The 22,690-nt window shown below is 35.4% G+C and carries 15 protein-coding genes; 5 read left to right on the top strand and 10 right to left on the bottom strand.

Going from position 1 to position 22,690, the window contains the following annotated elements; translation table 11 throughout:
* Positions 1–18 precede the first annotated feature (18 nt).
* A complete protein-coding gene (locus E0F98_RS15675) occupies positions 19–495 on the top strand; it encodes a TspO/MBR family protein (RefSeq protein WP_132113166.1) in 477 nt (158 codons plus the stop codon).
* Between the two features lie 65 nt (positions 496–560).
* Here E0F98_RS15675 and E0F98_RS15670 read toward each other — a convergent pair whose 3' ends face one another.
* From E0F98_RS15670 to E0F98_RS15630, 9 genes are all read right to left on the bottom strand, one after another.
* Positions 561–1,304: a peptidase associated/transthyretin-like domain-containing protein gene (locus E0F98_RS15670; RefSeq protein ID WP_132113163.1), complete on the bottom strand. Its 744-nt coding sequence runs from the start codon at positions 1,302–1,304 to the stop codon at positions 561–563.
* Between the two features lie 195 nt (positions 1,305–1,499).
* Positions 1,500–2,720: a BaiN/RdsA family NAD(P)/FAD-dependent oxidoreductase gene (locus E0F98_RS15665; protein ID WP_132113160.1), complete on the bottom strand. Its 1,221-nt coding sequence runs from the start codon at positions 2,718–2,720 to the stop codon at positions 1,500–1,502.
* On the bottom strand, positions 2,717–3,394 hold the full coding sequence (locus E0F98_RS15660; RefSeq protein WP_132113157.1) for a glycerophosphodiester phosphodiesterase: 678 nt from the start codon (positions 3,392–3,394) through the stop codon (positions 2,717–2,719). Before E0F98_RS15660 ends, E0F98_RS15665 begins: the two co-directional genes overlap by 4 nt.
* An 84-nt stretch (positions 3,395–3,478) precedes the next feature.
* On the bottom strand, positions 3,479–5,143 hold the full coding sequence (locus E0F98_RS15655) for an alpha-amylase family glycosyl hydrolase (protein WP_132113154.1): 1,665 nt from the start codon (positions 5,141–5,143) through the stop codon (positions 3,479–3,481).
* A 52-nt stretch (positions 5,144–5,195) separates the two neighbouring features.
* Positions 5,196–7,073: a glycoside hydrolase family 13 protein gene (locus E0F98_RS15650; protein WP_132113152.1), complete on the bottom strand. Its 1,878-nt coding sequence runs from the start codon at positions 7,071–7,073 to the stop codon at positions 5,196–5,198.
* A 214-nt stretch (positions 7,074–7,287) separates the two neighbouring features.
* Positions 7,288–9,603: a glycoside hydrolase family 65 protein gene (locus E0F98_RS15645; RefSeq protein WP_132113150.1), complete on the bottom strand. Its 2,316-nt coding sequence runs from the start codon at positions 9,601–9,603 to the stop codon at positions 7,288–7,290.
* Between the two features lie 74 nt (positions 9,604–9,677).
* Entirely contained in the window at positions 9,678–10,334 is a 657-nt protein-coding gene (gene pgmB, locus E0F98_RS15640; RefSeq protein WP_132113148.1) for a beta-phosphoglucomutase, read from the bottom strand.
* The gene (locus E0F98_RS15635) at positions 10,327–11,856 is read right to left on the bottom strand and encodes an MFS transporter (RefSeq protein WP_132113146.1); all 1,530 of its coding nucleotides are present in this window, start codon (positions 11,854–11,856) and stop codon (positions 10,327–10,329) included. The genes pgmB and E0F98_RS15635 overlap by 8 nt, the downstream gene beginning before the upstream one ends.
* 466 nt (positions 11,857–12,322) lie before the next feature.
* Positions 12,323–13,357 (bottom strand): LacI family DNA-binding transcriptional regulator, encoded by a 1,035-nt coding sequence (locus E0F98_RS15630; RefSeq protein WP_132113144.1) that lies wholly within the window; start codon positions 13,355–13,357, stop codon positions 12,323–12,325.
* Between the two features lie 302 nt (positions 13,358–13,659).
* Here E0F98_RS15630 and E0F98_RS15625 point away from each other — a divergent pair, with 302 nt between their 5' ends.
* Genes E0F98_RS15625 through E0F98_RS15610 form a run of 4 tightly spaced genes read left to right on the top strand, consistent with a single transcriptional unit; the run spans position 13,660 to position 22,353 of the window.
* Positions 13,660–16,635 (top strand): SusC/RagA family TonB-linked outer membrane protein, encoded by a 2,976-nt coding sequence (locus E0F98_RS15625; RefSeq protein WP_132113142.1) that lies wholly within the window; start codon positions 13,660–13,662, stop codon positions 16,633–16,635.
* A gap of 36 nt (positions 16,636–16,671) precedes the next feature.
* The gene (locus E0F98_RS15620) at positions 16,672–18,279 is read left to right on the top strand and encodes a RagB/SusD family nutrient uptake outer membrane protein (RefSeq protein ID WP_132113140.1); all 1,608 of its coding nucleotides are present in this window, start codon (positions 16,672–16,674) and stop codon (positions 18,277–18,279) included.
* A gap of 19 nt (positions 18,280–18,298) precedes the next feature.
* Positions 18,299–19,399, top strand: a complete 1,101-nt coding sequence (locus tag E0F98_RS15615) for a SusE domain-containing protein (RefSeq protein ID WP_132113138.1) — start codon at positions 18,299–18,301, stop codon at positions 19,397–19,399.
* Positions 19,400–19,458: 59 nt separating this feature from the next.
* Positions 19,459–22,353, top strand: coding sequence for an alpha-amylase family glycosyl hydrolase (locus tag E0F98_RS15610; protein WP_132113136.1), 2,895 nt, complete (start codon positions 19,459–19,461; stop codon positions 22,351–22,353).
* 72 nt (positions 22,354–22,425) lie between these two features.
* Here the strand turns inward: E0F98_RS15610 and E0F98_RS15605 are convergent.
* A partial coding sequence (locus E0F98_RS15605; protein ID WP_132109699.1) for an IS3 family transposase occupies positions 22,426–22,690 on the bottom strand: 265 nt, incomplete at its 5' end.

Genomic DNA, 22,690 nt, shown 5'->3' with positions numbered 1-22,690 from the left:
TAAGAAATAGAAAATAAAATGAATAAGATTACCAAAATACTTAGCGTCGTTGTAACCTGTCTTGTGATTGGTTATTTTTCTGGAATTGTAACACAGTCTGCGATTACAGATTGGTATCCAACCTTAATAAAACCAAGTTTTAATCCGCCAAACTGGATTTTCGCACCAGTATGGAGCATGTTGTATGTAATGATGGGTGTCGCGGCAGGACTCGTTTGGGACCGTATGGATTCCAATAAAGAAGTGGTAAAGAAAGCTTTGATTATTTTTGCAATTCAACTCGCACTTAATGCTTTGTGGTCGTATTTGTTCTTTGGTTTGCACAATCCTATGTTAGCAGGGATAGAAATTATTATTCTATGGTTGGTAATCTATGAAACCTATCTTCAATTTTCTAAAATTAATAAAATTGCAGCTTATTTACTTTTACCATATTTGGCTTGGGTGAGTTTTGCGATGGTATTAAATGGCAGTATTTGGTGGCTTAATAGGTAGTATTCAGTAATCAGTAATCAGTAATCAGTTTCAGTGATCAGTTTGTTCAACTTAATAGATAGTGATTATTTTTTTGTAGCAGCTAGCTTTTTAAACTCCTCATTTTTAATGAACAAAAAATCCATTGTGCTTAAAGTGTTGTTGTTTGCCACAACTATTTTTGATTTTGGATCTGCTTCACAAAATTGAAGGAACAGTTCTATTTGATCTGGTTTTAATTGTAACGTTTTTATAAAATAATCTTCGTTACAATTTTTCTTGACAAAATCCTTAAAAGAGATTGTAGGAACTATTTTTTTCTTTGGTTCTTTTTCTTTTTGAAAGAGTTTAGCAAGTAAACCGCCTATTTGCATAAAATTTATGCCATTGTCTATACCACCCATATTCACCCCGAGCACTTTTGGTGTATTTGCTTTTTTTTCAAGTGCATATTGTTGGAGCTTACTTTGTTCCCACTTCAAATCTGTACCTAATTTAATCGAAGGTATATTTGTAATAAGGACTTCGTTTAACTCTTCGGCTTTTAGAATTAACTCAACAACTAGTTGATTTTTCGTAAATAGCGTAGGGCTAATTGTAATTTTTTTTACTTGATGTTCTTTCGAAACAAATACAAGAATATCACTGGTTTTTGCATTGATCGAAAACTCTCCATTACTATCAGAGACCGTAAGTGTTTTTGTTGTAGCGTTGATGACTTCTACAGACGGAATTGCATAATTATTAAATACAACCTTCCCTTTAATTGTTTGTGAGAAGCTAAATTGAGAAGTGAATAAAATTAGCACACTGAGTAGTTTTACTTTCATAAGTTTCGAATCTAATAACTTGATAGTAAATTTATTAGATTCGTCTTAATGAAAACTTATTAAACATGTAAATTCTTGTTAATTGATTGCTTCGTTTCTATTTTGTGAGTGCAGTAAAGTTTTTAACTACTAAACTTAGTTGCAAGTATTATTTCCATAAACGTAGGCTCAACAGTAAATACTGATCACTGTGTACTAAATTGCATTAGCCAATATAAACCCACTTGTCCACGCATTCTGGAAGTTAAATCCGCCGGTAATTGCATCTATATTTACAATCTCCCCCGCAAAATAAAGGTTTTCGTGTAGCTTGCTTTCCATAGTTTTAAAGTTGATTTCTTTTAAATCGATTCCGCCAGCGGTAACAAATTCTTCTTTAAAAGTGCTTTTTCCATTTACTTGAAAAGTTCCTTTGGTCAACTGATTGGATAGATTTTGCAATTGCACTTTCGATAGATCAGCCCATTTTGTTTCGCCTTCAATTCCGGAGGCTAGCACCAGACTTTCCCACAAACGATTTGGGAAATCGAAATGAGATTTCTTAGAAACTGATTTTTTAGCGTGTTCTTGTTTTAAGTCTTTCAGTATTTTTTCGGCTTCAGTGGTTTCTATATCATTCAGCCAATTCACAAAAATGGTAAACTGATAATTTTTGTCATGTAAAATTCTCGCTCCCCAAGCCGATAGTTTCAAAACTGCGGGACCGCTCATTCCCCAATGCGTAATCAATAGTGGGCCTGTAGAAGTCAGTTTAGTGTCTTTTACTTTAACGGTAACTTGTGCCGCCACTCCTGGCAATTCCTTTATTCGAGAATCTTTGATGTTAAAGGTAAATAGGGAAGGGACAGGGCTCACAATCGCGTGACCGTAAGTTTGTAGCATTTCCCATACTTTTGGGTTGCTTCCCGTTGCTAAAATTAATTTTTCAGCGATATAATTTTCGTTTTGGGTTTCTATTTTCCAAAGCTTATCTCCCGAGACTTCGGGATTGAAAATAGATTGTACGCTTTGTCCTGTCAAGACTTCGATTCCTAGTTTTTGAGTAGCAGTAAGAAAACATTCGATAATAGTTTGTGACGAATTAGAAACGGGAAACATACGTCCATCGTCCTCGATTTTTAGCTCTACTCCATGTTTTTCAAACCATTCTATAGTGTCTCCAGAACAAAATTGATGAAAAGGACCACGGAGTTCTTTTTCACCACGCGGATAATATTTTACTAATTCGTTTGGGACAAAACAGGCGTGAGTAACATTACAACGACCTCCGCCAGAAATGCGGACTTTTTGCAATACTTCGGCACCGCGCTCCAGGATGGCTACTTTTAATTTTGGATTTTTCTCCACAATATTTATTGCAGTAAAAAAACCTGCTGCTCCACCACCTACTATAATTATATCAAAATTCTGATTCATATTCTATCTGGAAAATCACTGATGATTCCGTTTACGTTAAATGATTTTATTTTTTTTATGTCTTCGGGCTCGTTGACTGTCCAAGGGAAAACTTCGAATCCTTTTTCCTGTAATTGTGCCGTGTTCTCGGCCGTTAATAAATGGAAATAAGGATGAATTGACTTTGCCTGAATAAATTTGGCGAAAGACAGAGTCAAATCTAAATCTTTCTCGGTCAGTACACCAATAGGTATTTGCCCGTTCAAAAGCGCAACTTGTTGCAGGGCTGTCCAATCAAAACTAGAAACTACAAATTGGCTGTAATTCCAATGTTTTTCGGCAATAAATTTTTCGATTATATCAACTACTTTATCAGCAGTGTCAAAGCTTTTTAATTCGATATTAACATCACAACGTTGATCAATGAGGTTTAATACTTCGGTTAAAGTGGGGATGCTCTGGTCTTTTTCTATCTTAAAGCGTTTCAATTCCAGCACTGAGAATTGGTTTACAGCACCTTTACCATTGGTTGTTCGGTCAATTGTATCATCGTGAATGACCATCAATTCTTCGTCCGCACTTAAATGTACATCCAGTTCAACACGATCTACATGTAGGTCAATTGCTTTTTGGAAACCAATAAGGGTATTTTCAGGTTCATGACCTTTGGCACCGCGATGACCTATTTTGAACATTCGATTGATTTTTTACAAAGGTAGCTAAAATAAAAAAGCACGAACCGGAAAATCGATTCGTGCTTTTTCTATAACAATGGATATTTATCTTTTTTCTAATAGTACAATGTCAAAATCAGTTTTGATTTTAACTTGGCCTTTCTTGACTTCTACGACTTTTCCAGAATAAGCATCTCTAAGACGGGTTCCATCTGCGAATACTGCCGAAACTTCCAGTACTTTTCTTCCGATAGGTAAATCTAATCCAACAAAAACTTCGTCTTTATAAGCTTCTTTCGAATAAGTTCTTGAAAAAGTATACGGTAGTGCTGAAATTTCTTTGTGCACACCAGCACCTACGGCAGGATGGTTTTTGCGAAATTTCCCTAATTTTCTATAATGTGATAATACTTTTTTTGTCTCAGGATTGGTTTTAATAGCATCCCAATTCATAAATGAGCGCAGGGTTGCATCACCTTGAGTTCCTTCTATAACCAGTGGTCGCGCGCTTTCGTCACCATAATAAACCTGAGCAACTCCAGGAGAAAGTAATAATTTTGTAGCCGCTTCGATAGTTTTGGTTCTTTTGGCATCAAATGGTGCGCCATCATCATGAGACGATAAATAATTCGTGACACTATTTCCTTTTAATTCCCCATTTAGAATCGCAGAATATTTTGAAAAGATAAATTCATAGTCTTTTTGGGCATCATATTTAAATTCGAAATTGATCATGTTGTTAAAACCATTTTCGAAATAGTTGACTTTTTTGTTTCCAAAATCGAAGTTTTTACCCGAACTAATATTATAATTGTAGACTTCGGCAATAGTGAAAAAAGGATTGTTGTCTAATACTTTTGTAGGATTGTTTTTTTTCCAAAGAGCAAAAGCGTAATCACTCTGCGTTTTAAAATCAGCCCAAACACTTGCTTCAGTATGTTTGACTGTGTCAGCGCGGTAGCCATCAATTCCATAATCAGCGATGTAATCCGTAAGCCATTTTATGATGTAGTAACGAGGTGTTTTTGGGTAGCCAGTTCGTTTGAAAAACGAATCCAACTCTTCCATTTCTTGATCGTAACGTCCTTCTTTTTTCCATTTTTCGATTAAAAAAGGAGGAAGATCCACGTTCTGTGTACTTTCTGTTCTAATGTCAGGAAGATTAGCTACTAAGGTACATTCCGTGGTGTTTTGATAATTCTGGTAGTCACAAGTAGGACCAGTTCGTACCCAGTAATTCGGCCAGACGGTATCCGTTTCAGTAACTGGACCAGTATGATTAATAACACCATCAAGAATAATTCTTATTCCGTGTGCGTGTGCTTTTTTAACCAGGTTTGCTAAGTCTTCTTTTGTTCCAAAGTTAGGATCTAATGCTGTCCAATCTCTTGCCCAATACCCGTGGAAGCCATAACTTAATCCAGTTCCTTCGTCTACAGCATCATGAATTTGTTCAACTATTGGTGTAAACCAAATGGCATTTATTCCTAATTTGTCGAAATAACCTTCTTCAATTTTTTGTGTGATTCCCTTGATATCTCCGCCTTCAAAACCGCGCAGTTTTCCTGCAGTTTTATTTCTGTCGAAATTAATATCATTCGATTTATCTCCATTGTTGAAACGATCTGTCATTAAGAAATAGACGGAAGCCGCTTCCCAAACAAAGGGTGCCTTTTTTGTAGCTTTTTTTTCTGTTGCAGTTTGAGTTGTCTTGCAGCCCGCAAAAATGGATAGGGTTAACAGTAATAATACTTTTGAATACTTTTTCATTATGGTATAACTGATTTTTAAATGTTGTTATTACATCGGGTCTCGATACTCTTTAATTTAATTCTAGAATCACAACCGACTTTGGTTCCAAGGTTATTTCGGTAGAGATTTGGAAGGTGAAATCTGTTAGAATGTTTTTGGCCGTTGTAAATTCTTTTATGTTTTCCTTAAAACGAGCGGTATTTATGGTTTGATTCTCCTTGCTATTGTTCATTATTACCATTACCGTTTTTTTGTCAGTGTATCTAAAATAGACGTAGACATTATTCTCAGGAATGTAATGCGTCATTTTTCCGAAATGTACTGCTTCATTGGTTTTTCGCCATTGGAACAATTTAGAAGTAAAGTCAAAATATTTATTTTGACCAATAGTACGGCCTTCTTTTGTAAAAGCATTGTTTTTATCTCCTAACCAACCTCCAGGAAAATCTTGACGAATGTCAGCATCTCCTTTTTCTTTATCACCGCTCATACCTATTTCGCTTCCATAATACAATTGTGGTATTCCGCGGACAGTAGCTATCAAAGCCATGGTCATCTGGTATTTTTTAAAATCATTATTATAGACATGATTGATGCGGTTCGTATCATGATTTTCAGCAAAAACAAGCATGTTATTAATGTTTGGATATAAAAAATCATTAGCAAAATTGTCATAAACCTTTACCATTCCTTGATCCCAAGTTCCATCGTCTTCATTGAAAACAGTACCTATGGCATCGTGCAATGTAAAATCCATAACACTTGGCAGGTAGGAATTGTAGTTTTGAATGGCACCAATTTTACTGTCTTTTTGCCAATAAGCCATTTGGGCTTGATCGTGCATCCATATTTCGCCTACAATATTGAAATTAGGGTATTCATCCGTTATCGCTTTGGTCCAAGATGCAATTCCTGCGGGGTCAGAATAGTTATAAGTATCGACTCTGAAGCCGTCTAGATCTGCATATTCGATCCACCAAATAGCATTTTGCTTTAAGTAGTTTAACATTAAAGGATTCGATTGGTTTAAGTCGGGCATTGTAGGGACAAACCAACCGTCAAGACAAATTTCAGTATCTATTTTAGATGCATTAATGTCGCTTATAGTAGAGCGTTTATGATTCGTTTGCGTATATTTTTCAAATTGATGAATCCAATCATTAGTAGGTAAATCTTTCATCATCCAGTGTTCAATTCCCCAATGATTAGTAACATAATCCATCACTAATTTCATATCCCTCTTATGCATCTCGGCTGATAAACGCACATAATCTTCATTAGTTCCATAACGAGGATCAATTTTATAAACGTCAGATTGGGCGTAGGTATGATACGAAAAGGCTTTGTCGTTGTCTTCGCAAAGTGGCGTGCTCCAGATTGCCGTGGCTCCAAGAGACGAGATGTAATCTAAGTTTTTAATGATTCCTTGAATGTCTCCACCGTGTCTTCCGCCGGGTAAGTCACGGTTGTATTTTTCTACAGTTGCGCTATTGCTATCGTTTTTCGGGTTTCCATTAGCAAAACGATCGGGCATGATAAGATACATCATGTCTGATGCGTCAAAACTTTTACGTTCTGCTGATTTTTCTCTTCTTTTCTTTAACGAATATGTTTGGGTAAATGCTGTTTTGGAATCTTTTTTAAATGTAAAAACAATGTCAGTTGCCGCAACATTTTTAGTATTAATGGTAACAAACAAATAGTTTGGATTTTCTGTTTTTTTTACTTCAGTGATTGCAATAGAATTTGAAGCGGTGACTTCATATTGCGCTATATTCTTACCATAAAACATAATCTGCAGTTCTGGATTGTGCATTCCGGCATACCAGAAGGGAGGTTCAACCCTGTCGATTTGTGCATTTATGGTTAGCGACATAAAAAAAAGGATTAGGGTTATACTTTTCATAAAAGAAATATCTCCCAGTGAAATTGTGGTAAATTTATTCATATTTAAGCACATAATGATTACTATTCAATTTATTTTCCCGTAATGAAACGATGAATGAGGCTTTTTGATATGCGTGTTTTCTACTCGTTTTGTTGATGTCAATCTTTGAAACACGCCTTAGATTAAGTAAACAATCCCAATAGAAATTGGGATTGCTTGTTAGTTATAATGGACTTGTAATTAAATGAAAGAGTTGTCTACGATTTCTTTACAATTAATTTTGTGATACAGATATCGGATGATTTGGTGTTACGGTAATATTTTTTCCGTTCACTACAATAGCCAAATCTTTAGCTCCATCTACTGAAAAAGTAGTTTCAACATGGTTAATGGCTACCTTTATTATCTGATTTCTAAAATTGATTTTAAAGGAATAGGCTTCCCATTCTTTTGGAATTTTTGGAGAGAAATTAAGAGTGTCGTTTTTTACTCGCATTCCTCCAAAACCTTCAACAATACTCATCCAAGTTCCAGCCATAGAAGTGATGTGACAACCTTCTTCGACTTCTTTATTATAATCGTCTAAATCTAAACGTGATGTTCTTAAGTAAAAAGTATACGCCATGTCCATCTTGTCTAATGAAGCAGCTTGTATCGAGTGTACACATGGAGAAAGCGAACTTTCATGCACGGTGAAGGATTCATAAAACTCGAAGTTGCGTTTCAATTCTTCTTTAGAGAAATTTTCTTCGAAGAAATAAAAGCACTGCAACACGTCAGCTTGTTTGATATATGGAGAACGCAATACTCTGTCCCAAGACCATTTTTGGTTAATAGGTCGTTGTGCTGGATCTAAATCTTTTACAGGTACTAGGTTTTTGTCTAAAAAGCCATCTTGTTGCAAGTAGATTCCCAAGTCTTTAGATACTGGAAAGTACATGTTGTCAGCTACCTTTTTCCATTCTTTTAATTCAGAATCTGCCAGTTTTGTTTTTTCAATAATACGTTTGTGGTCTACAGGGAATTCCAATGAAACTTTCTGAATTTGTTCATACGCATAATCGATACACCATTTTGCAATATAGTTGGTATAGAAATTATTATTTATGTTGTTTTCATATTCGTTTGGTCCTGTAACACCTAGAATTACATACTGATTTTTTTCATTCGAAAAATTTGCTCTTTGGTGCCAGAAGCGTGCAATACCGATTAAAACTTCTAGTCCTTTTTCAGGAATATAAGAATAGTCGCCAGTAAAACGATAGTAGTTGAAAATTGCAAAAGCAATTGCTCCATTTCGGTGAATTTCCTCATGTGTGATTTCCCACTCATTATGGCATTCTTCTCCGTTCATGGTCACCATCGGGTAAAGAGCAGCTCCATTTTTAAAACCCAGATTATTTTGGGCGTTTTCAATCGCTTTTTCAAGGTGGTTGTAACGGTACGTCAATAAATTACGTGCTACTTGCTGATCTTTTGTAGCCATATAAAATGGAATACAATAAGCTTCCGTATCCCAATAAGTTGATCCACCGTATTTTTCTCCGGTAAATCCTTTTGGTCCAATATTCAGTCGGCTGTCTTTTCCTAAGTAGGTTTGGTTCAACTGAAAAATATTAAAACGAATTCCTTGTTGTGCTTTTACGTCACCTTCAATGGTGATATCAGACATTTCCCAAATTTTTGACCAAGCTTCTTTTTGGTCTTGCAATAATTGGTCATAACCTAAAGTTAAAGCGGATTGAATCGCTTTTTCGGCAGCGACAAGTGTGTTTTTATGGTTTAAAGAAACAGTATAACCTCCAATTTTTTGAATCGATGATTTTTGACCTTGGCCAACAATTACATCATATTCAAATTGTACTTTATCTGCGGTAGTATCTATTGAGGAAGGCGAAATAGATGCGTTTACCCCATTTTCTAAAATACTATTATGCATGAAAGTAGTTACTTTGAAATGCGTTTTAAAAGTTTGAGCAGTTACAAAACCTTCATTTCCTGATTTTTTTACTTCAAGAGGTTCCCAGAATTTTTCATCCCAGTTTGCATCTTCATTGGTAACTCCAGCATCAATATAAGGTTTGTAAATTATTTTGGCATCCTTATTTAAAGGAGTGATTTCATAATTAATGATTCCTACTTCGTCTAAAACGATCGAAAGGAAACGACGAATATTTACGGCTATTTCAGTTCCGTTTTGCAGTGTAGCTTCAAAGGAACGATTGTACCATCCTTCTTGCATATTCAATTCACGGCGAAAGTTTTTGACAGCTGTACATGTATTTAAATCTAAGTTTTCACCATTTACCTCAATGTCTATTCCTATCCAGTTTGGTGCATTTAATACTTTAGCAAAATATTCAGGATAGCCGTTTTTCCACCATCCCACTTTAGTTTTATCTGGATAATATATTCCAGCGATATAGCTTCCTTGGAAGGTTTCGCCTGTATAATTTTCTTCGAAATTAGCACGTTGTCCCATAGCACCGTTACCAATGCTAAAAAGACTTTCAGATGATTTTACGCTTTCGGCATCAAATCCTTCTTCTATGATGGACCAATTGTCTGCTTTTATATAATCTTGGTTCATTACTCTATATTTTTAAAGTTTCGAAAAATAAAACGGCTATTATTAAGCTTGGTTTATTCGAACTCTTGTTTTTTTTATTTACTAATTAAATTTTCTATAAATCCTTTTTCGATCTTGGTAAAATCTTGAAAGATGTATTTTGCTTCATACAAAACAGATTCTTCTCCAATCCCGATACTTGTCATTTTTCCAATATTAGCCGCTTGAACTCCCGCCACTGAATCTTCGAAAACGATCGAATTCTCCGGGCTTACATTCAATAGTTTAGCTGCAATTAAGAAAACTTCTGGATCAGGTTTTGCATTCGAAACATCATTTCCATCCACAACAGCATCAAAATAATGTCTGATTCCCGTTTTTTCAAGAATAGGTCTTGCATTTTTACTAGCTGAACCCAAAGCAATCGGTTGGTTGTTTTCTTTTAGGTATTGAAGCATTGTTAAAACTCCAGGAAGTAATTCGCTTTGATCCATGTCGACCAAGTAGCTTAAGTACTCTTCGTTTTTCTGAATTAGCCATCTGTTTTTATCTTCTTGAGAAGCTTCTACATTTCCTAATCCTAAAATTATGTCAAGAGATCTAACTCGGCTTACGCCTTTCAATAGCTCGTTATGTTCTATTGTAAAATCAATTTTTAGTTCATTTGCAATTTTTTGCCATGCTAAATAATGATATCTAGCGGTGTCGACAATTACTCCGTCAAGGTCGAAGATGAATGCTTTCTTATTCATTTATTGTAATTTTTGATTCTTCATTAATGGTTAAGGAAAGAATTCCTGCAATAATCATCGATGCTCCACCAATTAAAAGAGCATAAATAGGTTCGCTGTCAAAGAATTTAGAAACTAAAAATCCTAAAATAGATGCAGCTACTAATTGTGGGATTACGATGAAGAAGTTGAAAACTCCCATGTAATACCCCATTTTGTTAGAAGGCAATGATCCAGATAACATAGCGTAGGGAATGGACAGGATACTAGCCCATGCAATTCCAACACCAATCATAGGAAGCCATTCCATAGTAAACGCTGTTGGTTCTTGGATAAAATAAATAGATATAAGTCCAAGTCCACCGCAGACTAATGCAATAAAATGTGTGAATTTTGTGCTGGTATATTTTGCTAATACCGGTAATAAAAATGCTGCAATTGCCGCAATTAAATTATAATTGGCAAACATTTCACCCACTTGGTTCGCACCTGTATTATACGCTTCAGATGTTGTGTCTGTTGTTCCGTAAATATGTTGGGTAACGGCTAAGGTGGTGTAAATCCACATAGAGAAAAGCGCAAACCAAGAGAAAAATTGTACCCAGGCTAATTGCTTCATGATTTTTGGCATGAACTGGAAATCATTCATGATGGTCACAAATCCATTTTCGGTATTGTTGTTTTTTTGCATTATACCAGAAACTAGCATCGCTAATCCTCCTAAACCAATAAGTCCGAGAGCTAAAACATACAAGTCTTTCTTTAGATCATATTCGTAAATCGCGAAGGAAAACAAGGCGCTTACAACAAGAAATAGAATTCCCTTTGTGAAATGCGATTTTCCATTAGCTAGATACCAATCAGCAGAATATTCTTCTTTTACAAATGTTGTTTCTTTGTGTTTTTCGAATGCTTCCAGTTCTTCGGGCGAATATTCTTTAGAAAAGATTACGGTCCATAAAACTGTAACTAGAAATGCTACTCCACCAAAATAGAAGGAGTATTTAACAGAATCAGGAATGATACCTAATGGAGCTGTGTTTTGCACGCCAAGATGAGTGAAAATTAAAGGAAGTTTTGATGCAAAATAGGCACCAATTCCGATAAAAAAACTTTGCATGGCAAATCCCATGGTACGTTGTTTCTCAGGAAGATTGTCTCCAACGAATGCTCGAAAGGGTTCCATCGATACATTAATGGAAGCATCCATGATCCAGAGCATTCCAGCTGCAAACCATAAAACGGGAGAATTAGGCATTATAAATAATGCAGCTGAAGCTAAAATTGCTCCAACTAGAAAATAAGGTTTTCTTCGGCCTAATTTTGTCCAAGTTCTGTCTGAGAAGTAACCAATTATAGGTTGGATAATTAATCCAGTCATAGGAGCGGCAACCCATAGAATAGGGATGTCGTCAATATTTGCACCTAAAGTTTGAAATATTCTACTAACATTTGAATTTTGCAAAGCAAAACCCATTTGAATTCCCAGAAACCCGAAACTCATGTTCCAAATTTGCCAGAAACTTAATTTACGCTTTTCCATTATCGTAATTTATTTATTAACGATAAGCGCGATGCTTATCAAAACTTAACTTGTTTTCGAAGTAAAAGTAAAAGCTTTGATAGGGTAAATATAAAAATTAATTTTAATCTTTTATTTTTTAGATATAAATAAAAAGCAACTTTTTTAACTACAAGGTTGTAGTGCTGAATAAAAGAGGGAAAAAGAGCTAATGTTAAAGTAAGAAGTGAGGGATAAGAGCTTAGAAGTTATAGTTATAAGCTCGAATTTTATCGTGAGAATGGAGAAGGATGCTACTAGAACATTTTTTAATTCTGCCAAAAAATGATGTTACGATGAATGTTGGGTAAAAAAATAAACACGAATTTCACGAATTCTCACTGATTGTTTTTTATTTGAATAAGGTCTTTATCTTTCGTACTTCCAAAGGAATTATCCACGATAACTTTTGCTTCTAACTTCTTACATCTAACTTCTCACCTCTCACTTAATTAGTAGATTCTCTTTCTATAAGATGGGTTTCAATTACTTCCGTTCTATAATTTTCTTCAACTTCTTCAAGTCCGGTTTTCTCTTCCTCCTCCAGTCTGTCGATCAGCATTTGTGCGGCGCGATTCCCCATTTTTTTACCGCTTTGACTCACGGTAGTAATTGTAGGAGTGGAGTATTTAGAAATAATTCCATCTGTGAACGCAATTACTGCTAGGTCTTTTGGGACGTTTAATCCCATTTTGTTTGCAACTTTAATACTTGTCACAGCAAAAAGTTCGTTTACCGCAAAAACAGCATCAATTGCTTTGTCTTCGAGTAGTTTTCCAATTATGATTTCGCAGGTGTCAACATCTTCAATCTTGATAATGAGATTCTCATTAAATGGGAGTCCGTTATCTAATAATGCTTTCGTATAACCATCGGTTCTTAGTTTACCTACACTTACATAATCAACAGTGGTGACTAGAGCGATTTTTTTTCTTCCTTTGTCTATAAGGCTTTGCACAGCTTCATAAGCAGCGAGTTTATCGTCAATAATTACCTTGTCACATAGGATTTCATTCGAAACTCTATCAAACATGACGACGGGCATTCCTTGATCAATGACTTCAGAAATGTGGTGATAGTCGCCTTTAAACTGGGTTTCTTTAGACAGAGAGATAATGAAACCATCAATACTTCCATTAGCGAGCATTTCCATGTTAAGGACTTCTTTATCAAACGAATCATCAGATAGGGTGATGATCACGCTGTAGCCATTTTCATTAGCAACTTGCTCGATTCCATTAATGACAGTTGAGAAAAAATAATGAACAATCTCTGGAATAATGATTCCTATGGTTTTTGTTTTTCTATTCTTTAAACTTAGGGCAATATTGTTGGGTCTATAATTGTAAAATTTAGCAAAAGCTTGAACTTTTAGTCTGGTATCTTCTCCTATTTCGAGGCTATTTCTTAATGATTTTGAAACTGTTGAGATGGAAACGTCAAGTTCTTTAGCAATTTGTTTAAGCGTTACTTTCCTTTTCATAGAGGGCGTATTTATTTTTTAGTGCTTGTTGGTGTCTAATTTTTTTAATTAGTTGCAATATTTGAATTGAGAAATTGATATAAATTTTTTTCGTAATAAAGGTATTGTTTGTTTTTATTAATGGCAATTATACCCTTAAAAATTTTGTTAATGTATAAAGTTTTCAACACTACCACGTTTTCGTAACCCAATATAATTCTTAGTTTGTCAGATGCAATAAAATTTACATAGATTTAACATTCGAAGTAAAAATAAAAGTTAGAATAGACAGCTCAAAACAAAAATTAATTTAAACAAAAAGTATGAAAACAATTTATAAAAAGTTGTTATTTTTAGTACTGTTATTTCCTTTTAGTATTCTGGCTCAGAATACGCTAAGTGGAACTGTTCTTGATAAATCATCAGGACAGCCTATTCCGGGAGTAAACGTAAATGTAGAAGGTAGCACAACTGGTGTTTCGACAGATTTTGACGGAAAGTTTCAAATGCCAAATGTTAAGAAAGGCGCTAAAATCGTATTTTCTTTCATTGGTTATGCAAACACGGTCATTACTTACAATGAACAAAAAACAATAACTGTTTCACTACAAGAAGATCAAAATGTACTTCAGGAAGTTGTTGTTCAAGTGGGTTACGGTACGGTTAAGAAAAAAGATGCTACAGGTTCAGTATCACAGATTTCTGCAAAAGAATTTAATAAAGGTCAAAACGTAACTCCAGAAAGCTTAATTAGTGGGCGTATTTCTGGTGTGAACGTAACCGGGGGAGGTTCTCCAGGTGCAAAAGCCGATATTCGTATTCGTGGAGGATCTTCATTAAGTGCTTCTAATGAGCCTTTAATTGTTTTGGATGGTTTGCCTTTGAGTAACTCAGTTCCAAGTGGTTCTACAAGTGTGTTATCTACAATCGATCCAAACGATATTGAGTCTTTTACAGTTTTGAAAGATGCTTCGGCAGCTGCAATTTACGGATCTAGAGCTGCAAATGGTGTAATTGTAATTACCACTAAAAAAGGTTCTAAAGGAAAAGTAAAAGTGAATTTTAGCTCTCAAGTAGGAATCAATACTGTTGCCAACACAGTAGATGTGTTAGGTGCAGATGAATTCCGCGCTTTAGTTAATGAAAAAGGTTCTGATGCTCAAAAAGCATTATTAGGAACAGCAAACACAAATTGGCAAGATGAAATTTTTCATACTGCTTTAACTACTAACAATAATATTTCGGTAAGTGGTGCTTTGTTTAATAAATTACCAGTTCGTTTATCTGTTGGAAATGTTGATAATCCAGGAATCTTAAGAAACACTTCTTTTGAGAGAACTACGACATCGATATCGTTAAACCCTGTTTTATTTGACAATCATTTGAAAATTGATGTTAGCGGAAATTTATCTTTCGGTAAAAACCAGTTTCAAGATGAAGGAGCGATTATTGGTAGTGCAATCGGATTTGATCCAACACAATCAGTTTACCAAACAGGTTCTCGTTACGGAGGTTATTTTGAATGGTTAGAGTCAAACGGAAATTTACCTTTATTGCCCGCTAGAAATCCTGTTGCAAGATTAAATCAAGATGAAAGAAGAGCTACTTCTACCAGAAAATGGGGTAATGTAAGATTAGACTATAAACTTCATTTCTTTGAAGATTTGAGAGCTGTAGTTGAAGCAGGTATTGATAGATTTGATAGTAGTGGATTTACAGAAGTAAGTAATCAAAGTGCTTTAGGATTTCAGCCAAAAGCGTTTTCTGACCCAGGTTATGTGAATTTAGGAAACTATTCTAACTACACAGATGCACTTCAGAATAAAAACTTAAATGCTTATTTTAATTATGTTAAAGATTTAGGTAAATTAAAAATTGACGCAACTGCTGGTTATAACTACCAATTGTTTCAAAAAGAAAAATACCAATCGGGAGAAACAAGACAACCCAATCCAAACGAAGATGTTGCAACAGATCCAGACATCAACTTGCAATCGTATTTTGGTCGTTTGAATTTAGGATACGACAGCCGTTATTTACTGACTTTAAACTACAGAAGAGACGGAACTTCTCGTTTTTCGAAAGAAAACAGATGGGGTAATTTTGGTGGAGCGGCCTTAGCTTGGAATTTATCTGAAGAAGAATTCTTAAAAGACAATGAAACCCTTTCGACTTTAAAATTAAGAGTTGGATACGGAACTACGGGTCAACAAGATATTTCTGCACAGTATGATTACTTGCAAAGAGTAACTACAGGAACAATCAATTCGCAGTATATTTTTGGTAATACTATATATTCAACGGCTAGACCTGAAGGATATAATGAAGACATTAAATGGGAGGAATTGGCTGAGACTAACGTTGGTATTGATTACGGATTCTTAAACAACAGAATTACGGGATCTATTAACTATTTTGACAAAAAATCTTCCGATTTATTAGCAGACATTGCTGTTCCAGATGGAGCGAATTTGAGAAATCAAGGGTTTTTTAATATTGGTAGTGTAAGAACAAAAGGGGTTGAGTTTAGTATCGAATCTGATATTGTTAAAACAGATGATTTAACTTGGAACGTAGCGTTTAACACGACTTATATAGATCAAAAAATCACTGAGTTAGGAATTACAGTTCCTGGTTTTCAAGGGTATTTAGCAGGAGATAATATCGCTGGAGGTAACGGAAATAAAATACAAATCAATTCTGTAGGGTTTACACCAAATTCATTCTTAGTTTATGAGCAATTGTACGATGCTCAAAAAAGACCAATACAAGGGGCTTATGTGGACAGAAATGAAGATGGAAAAATTGATACAGCAGATAGATACAGGTACCAAAAACCAGCAGCAGATTACACTTTTGGTTTATTCTCGACTTTAAACTACAAAAAGTTTGATTTCACCATGAACTGGAGAGCAAGTTTAGGTAACTACATTTTTGACAACGTAAGTTCTAATTTAGGATATTCAGATGCAGGTTTAAGAAGACAAACCGATTTGTCTAACGTAAGTTCAGATTATTTTAATACTGGTTTTACTTTTGAAGACAATGGTACACAACGTTATTTATCTGATTATTTTGTAAAAGACGCTTCTTTTATCAAATTGGATAATGTTACGGTTGGATACACTTTTGATAAAACATTATTAAAAGCAGCTTCTTTACGATTTACTGCTGGAGTTCAAAATGTTTTAATTCTAACAAAATATGGTGGTTTAGATCCAGAGAAATTCAATGGAATTGATAATAATGTTTACCCAAGAGCGAGAACTTTCTTGATTGGTGTGAACGCTAATTTTTAGGAATTCACTGATAAATAAAATTTAAAAATAAACAAAATGAAAATATCATTTAAATATATATCTTATTTTTTCCTATTCGTGTTAGGAATAAGTATGACGCTTAGCTCGTGTACGAGCGACTTAGATGTGACGCCAAAGGATGATGATGAGTTTTTATCGGAAACCTTTTTTCAAGATCCAGCATCGTACAAGCAAGTATTAGCAAAGTTATATGCAGGTTTGTATGTAGGAGGAAATGACGGAGATGGAGCAGCAGATATTGCTGGTCTTGGTGGTGATTTTAGCAGTTATTTGCGATTGCTTTTTGTAACACAAGAACTTTCTACAGATGAAGCAATTATTGCTTGGGCAGATGGTGCTTTACCAACTTTAAATGCACAAACGTGGTCGCCAGCAAACGAATTTTTGGAGGGAACTTTCTCTAGAGCGTTTTATCACATTAGTGTTGCTAATGAGTTTTTAAGACAAACTACCGATGAGAAATTAACAGCAAGAGGTGTCGATGCCGATTTGAAAGCAGAGATTGCAACCTTTAGAGCTGAAGCTCGTTTTTTAAGAGCTTTCTCTTACTATAATTTAATGGATTTATTCGGAAACGTGCCTATCACGACAGAAAATGATCCTGTTGGGTTTTATTATCCTGAACAAAAAACAAGAGCTGAAGTTTTTGCTTATGTTGAGTCTGAGTTGAAAGACATCGACGCAAGTCTAGCTGCTTCAAAGAGTAATGAATACGGTAGAGTTGATAAAACTGCAGCTAAATTTTTATTAGCTAAGGTTTACCTAAACGCAAAAGTATATACAGGAACTGATAAATTTAGTGAAGCGGCGACATTATCTAAAGAGATAATTGATAACTCAGGTTATACTTTTGCAAATGTTCCTTACGCTTATTTGTTTTCAGCAGATAACAATACAAACGGTGCTCAAAGCGAAGTTATCTTTCCAATTGTTGGAGATGGAAATGCGATTAGAGCTACTGGTGGAGGAATGAGTTTTATCATGCACGCTTCTATCGGCGGTAGTATGGACGCTGCTTCTCGTGGTATGGACGGTGGATGGCAAGGAATCAGAACTCGTAGAGAGTTTGTAAATCTTTTTGCTGATGCTACTGGAACTGCAGATAAAAGAGGAACATTTTACACAGACGGTCAATCAAAAGACATTAATAATGTTGGTACTTTTACAGATGGCTATGCTGTAACAAAGTTCATCAATAAAAATGCGAATGGTTCTGCGGCTCAAAGAAATGATATTCCAGATATCGATTTTCCAATGTTCCGTTTGTCAGATGTGTATTTAATGTATGCTGAATGTGCCGTAAGAGGCGCTGCTGGTGCAGATATAAACACAGCAGTGGGATACATCAATAAATTAAGAACTAGAGCAAATGCGCTACAAGTTGCTAGTTCAACATTAACTCTTGATTTTATTTTAGATGAAAGAGGAAGAGAATTGTTTTGGGAATGTCACCGTAGAACGGATTTAATTCGTTTTGGTAAATTCACCGGAGGTGATAAATTATGGCAATGGAAAGGTGGTTCAATAAATGGTAGAGCTACTGAATCATACAGAGATTTAATGCCAATTCCGGCAAGAAATATTCAGGCAAATCCAACTTTAAAGCAAAATCCAGGATACTAACATCTTATAAAACATTAAAATGAAAAACATATATAAAATTTTAATCGCATTTGTTGGTGTATTGGCTGTTTCATGTAATGCAGATGATGTAGACAACAGAACGGTTCTTACCGCAATTGCTGGGCCAGAATTTAAGACGCCTTTATCTGGAAAACAATATATTTTAGATGAAAATGACGCTTCAAAAGTTGCAGAAACTTTTGTTTGGTCAGCAGCAGAATATGACCAAAACGTGGTAGTGAACTATACTGTCTTAATAGATAAAAAAGGAGGAGATTTTTCGGCTCCTGTAAACCTTGGAACTATCACTAATGCAACTGAACTTGCCGTTACAGTAAAAACGTTAAATCAAGCAGCGATTGAGTTAGGAGCAATTCCTGATCAAGCAGCTCAATTTGATGTTAAAGTTATTTCTGATGTTTCAAAAGGATTAGCAATGACATCTAAAATGCCAATAACTGTGACAGTAACTCCGTACACAGGAAGACTTACTTACGACTTTGTTGATTGGTATTTAGTGGGTGATGCTACCGTTTCTGGATGGGATAATAACAAAGGAAATCAACCAATGTTTAGAAGTGGTACAAGTGCAAGTGACTACAAATTCACTGGTTTCTTCAAAAAAGGAGCATTCAAAGTAATTTCTAAATTAGGAAGTTGGGTTCCAATGTTAGGTAAAGCAGATGCTACAAAAATGGCTCCTAGAAATACAGATGCCGACGCAGATCCAGCAAGTTTTGAAATTGCTGCTGATGGTTTTTACACCTTTAGCATGAATACTGAAACTTTAGAGTACACATTGGTGGCTTTTGATGCTTCAGCAAAAGCAACGTACACAACAGTAGGAATTATTGGTAGCAGTACTCCTAAAGGTTGGGATGCTTCAACAGCCATGAAACAATCTACTTTTGATGCACACATGTGGTCATTGGGTGTAACTGCACTAATTGAAGGTGAAGCTAAATTTAGAGCAAATGATGCTTGGGATGTCAGTTGGGGAGGCAAAACTGCTTTCTCTGGTGGAGGAACGGGAGACAATATTCCAGTAGGAAAATCGAAATACTTAATTTATTTTAATGATTTAGACGGAAGCTATTTATTGATTCCTAACCAAGAATAAAGTTTAAACATATTGAAAGGCTATCTGATTCAGATAGCCTTTTTTTTAACCTATTAACTATGAAAAAAACTATACTCTTACTGCTTTTCTTATTATCATTATCAGTCACTGCGCAGCAACAAACAGTTAGCTATAGCATTAATCCAGCTACTTTCGAAGAAACGACTTCTATAACTATTGCCATTAATGGGAGTAGTATAAATGAAGCCAATTGGGGAGTAACTGGAAATGCTTTGTACTTATGGGCATGGGCATTTGACACTAATGATACAACTGAAAAAGGAACACCTCTTAATGGTTCCTGGACCGCATCAAACGAGGCGAGTAAATTTACTTATAACGCAGGATCTGACACTTATACCAAAACCATAACGCCTACTACCTATTACAATGCGACGGGAATAGGGAAAATAGGTTTTTTGATTAAGGCCAAGGACGGAACCGGCGATAAGAAATCGCAAGATATATTAGCTGAGGTTGGCACTTTTCAGCTTACTTTAAACACACCTGCAGAAAATAGTTCTACTATAATTACTGCTGGAAGTAACTTTAGTATTGCTGCCACAAATACGGGCGGGAATGCAAGTTATGTTCTTAAGTCTAATGGAGCTACTATTAATTCCAATACAGCAACTACCAATTATAGCTATACACAAACTGCTGTAACTTCGAATCAGAATTATCAGCTGGAAGTAACGCAAGGAGCAACAACTATTGTTAAAAAATTTACGGTTATTGTAAATCCTGGCGCAGTCTCAGCAGGGATGCCGGCTGGTTTATTAGATGGAATTAATTATAATACCGTAGATGCTACCAGAGCCACTTTGGTTCTTGATGCGCCATTGAAAGATTTTGTTTATGTGGCTGGAAGTTTTAATGAGTGGCAACCTTCAGCTGCTCATTCGATGAAAAATGACCCAGCAACGGGAAAATTTTGGCTAGAGCTTACAGGTTTAACTTCTGGAGTCAATTATACCTATCAATATTGGGTAGGAGAATCAACTCCAATTGCTAATTCGCCAGCATTAGTGAAAACAGCAGACCCTTTTTCTACTTTAGTTTTATCACCTTATGATGATCCAGGAATTCCAAGTGCTTCCTATCCTAATATCCCTGTCTATCCAAAAGGTCAACAGCGAGAAGTAACTGTTTTGCAAACGGGACAAATGCCTTATCCTTGGAGCTCTGCAACAACAAATTTTGTAAAGCCTGAGAAAGATAAATTAGTGGTTTACGAACTTTTAGTGAGGGATTTTGATGCTGCTAGAAACTACCAAAGCATAATTGACAGAATCGATTATTTTAAGAATTTAAAGATCAATGCAATTCAGTTATTGCCTGTAATGGAATTTGAAGGCAATGAAAGTTGGGGTTACAATACCTCCTTTCACCTGGCTTTAGATAAGTTTTATGGGAGCTCAAATAAACTTAAAGAAATGATTGACATTTGCCATAAGAATGGGATTGCAGTAATTCTAGATATTGCTTTGAATCATGCCTTTGGAAGAAATCCAATGGTGCGAATGTGGATGAATGATGCTGACGGTGACGGTTGGGGCACTCCTACGGCTGAGAACCCTTATTTTAATACGGAAGCGAAGCATAGTTATAATGTGGGTGAGGATTTTAATCATCAGCGGCCACTGACTCAAAATTATGTAAAACGTGTAATTAAACATTGGATTCAAGAATATAAAATTGATGGTTTCCGTTGGGATTTAACCAAAGGATTTACACAAAACTGTCCATCAAGTGTTGCGGGCGGTCAAGATAATTGTACAAATCAATTTCAAGCGGATAGAGTGGCAGTATTAAAAATGTATGCTGATTATTCTTGGAGCTTGGATCCAACACATTATGTTATTTTCGAACATTTAGGAGGTAATGCAGAGGAACAAGAATGGGCTAATTACCGTATTTCTGGAGAGGCTGACGGATTCAGTAAAGGAATCATGATGTGGGGAAAAATGACTGACAATTACAATGAATTGTCTATGGGTTATCCTGCAAATATTTCTGGCATGACAAGTGCTAGTCGTGGATTTACAGCCAATAGATTGATGGGATATGCTGAAAGTCATGATGAAGAGCGCTTAATGTATAAAAACCTTCAGTTTGGGAATGCTGCAAATCCTGCGCATAATGTAAAAACAGTTGATGTTGCTCTATCAAGAATGTCAGCAATTGGAGCTGTTTCTTTATTGGTTCCAGGACCAAAAATGATATGGCACTTTGGAGAGTTAGGATGGGATTTATCTATTTTTTCTTGTAAAGACGGCAGCGTAAATACTCCTAATGATGCTGCTTCAGGTGATTGTAAGTTAGATACCAAGCCACAGCCGCAATGGGTTAATTGGACGACTAATAACAGTAGAAGTAAGATTTATACAGATTGGGCAAAGATGATTGCCTTAAAAACAACGGAACCTGTTTTTAGTGGGGCTGCAACAATAAACAGTGGGTCTTCCTTATCGCAAAACATTAAAATAACAAATGCTGCACTGGCAAGTACGCAATTAAAAGACGTTCTGATAATCGCTAATTTTGATGTGACTTCCAAGGCTGTGCCGACAGGTTTCCCGTATACTGGTGAGTGGTATAATTTAATGGATAACACTAGGATTAATGTAACGGACGTCTCGCTACCTATTACAATCGAGGCTGGAGGTTATAGAATTTATGGGAACAAACTCGCTAATTTGGCAATAGACAATTATGAGGGCAAGGCTGGAATTTACTTGTACCCTAATCCCGCAGCTACTTATTTTACTTTAAATGCGGATACTACTAAAGTTCAGATATTTTCAATGTCTGGACAATTAGTAAAAAGTTTTGAAAGTAGTAATACGAAAGACACTCCTTTCGCTATTGGGGAATTGAGTAAGGGAGCGTACCTTGTAAAAGTAGTAAATGAAAATAATGAGGTTCAAGTGATGAAATTCATAAAAAAGTAGTGTTTTTTGGTTTGTTTTGTGAATGAGCTGCCCCTAAATAGACTGAACCCAAAAAGTTAGACAAATTTATAATTAATTTTGATAATAATGAGCTCGATATTGGATCGGGCTCATTTTGTTTAAATTAGATTTAATTCTCTCGTTATTGTAATAGTTTATGTATTCCTTTATTTCTTCTTTTAATTGGTTTATAGAGCTGTATTTCTTTAGATAAAATAATTCTGATTTAAGTATTCCAAAAAAGTTTTCGATAATAGCATTATCTAAACAGTTCCCTTTTCTTGACATACTTTGTATAATTCCTTTTTCTTTCAATAGAAATTGATACTGTTTCATC

This window comes from Flavobacterium hiemivividum, from assembly GCF_004349145.1.
GTDB classification, from domain to species: Bacteria; Bacteroidota; Bacteroidia; order Flavobacteriales; family Flavobacteriaceae; genus Flavobacterium; species Flavobacterium hiemivividum.
This window is presented reverse-complemented; position numbering and strand designations above follow the sequence as displayed.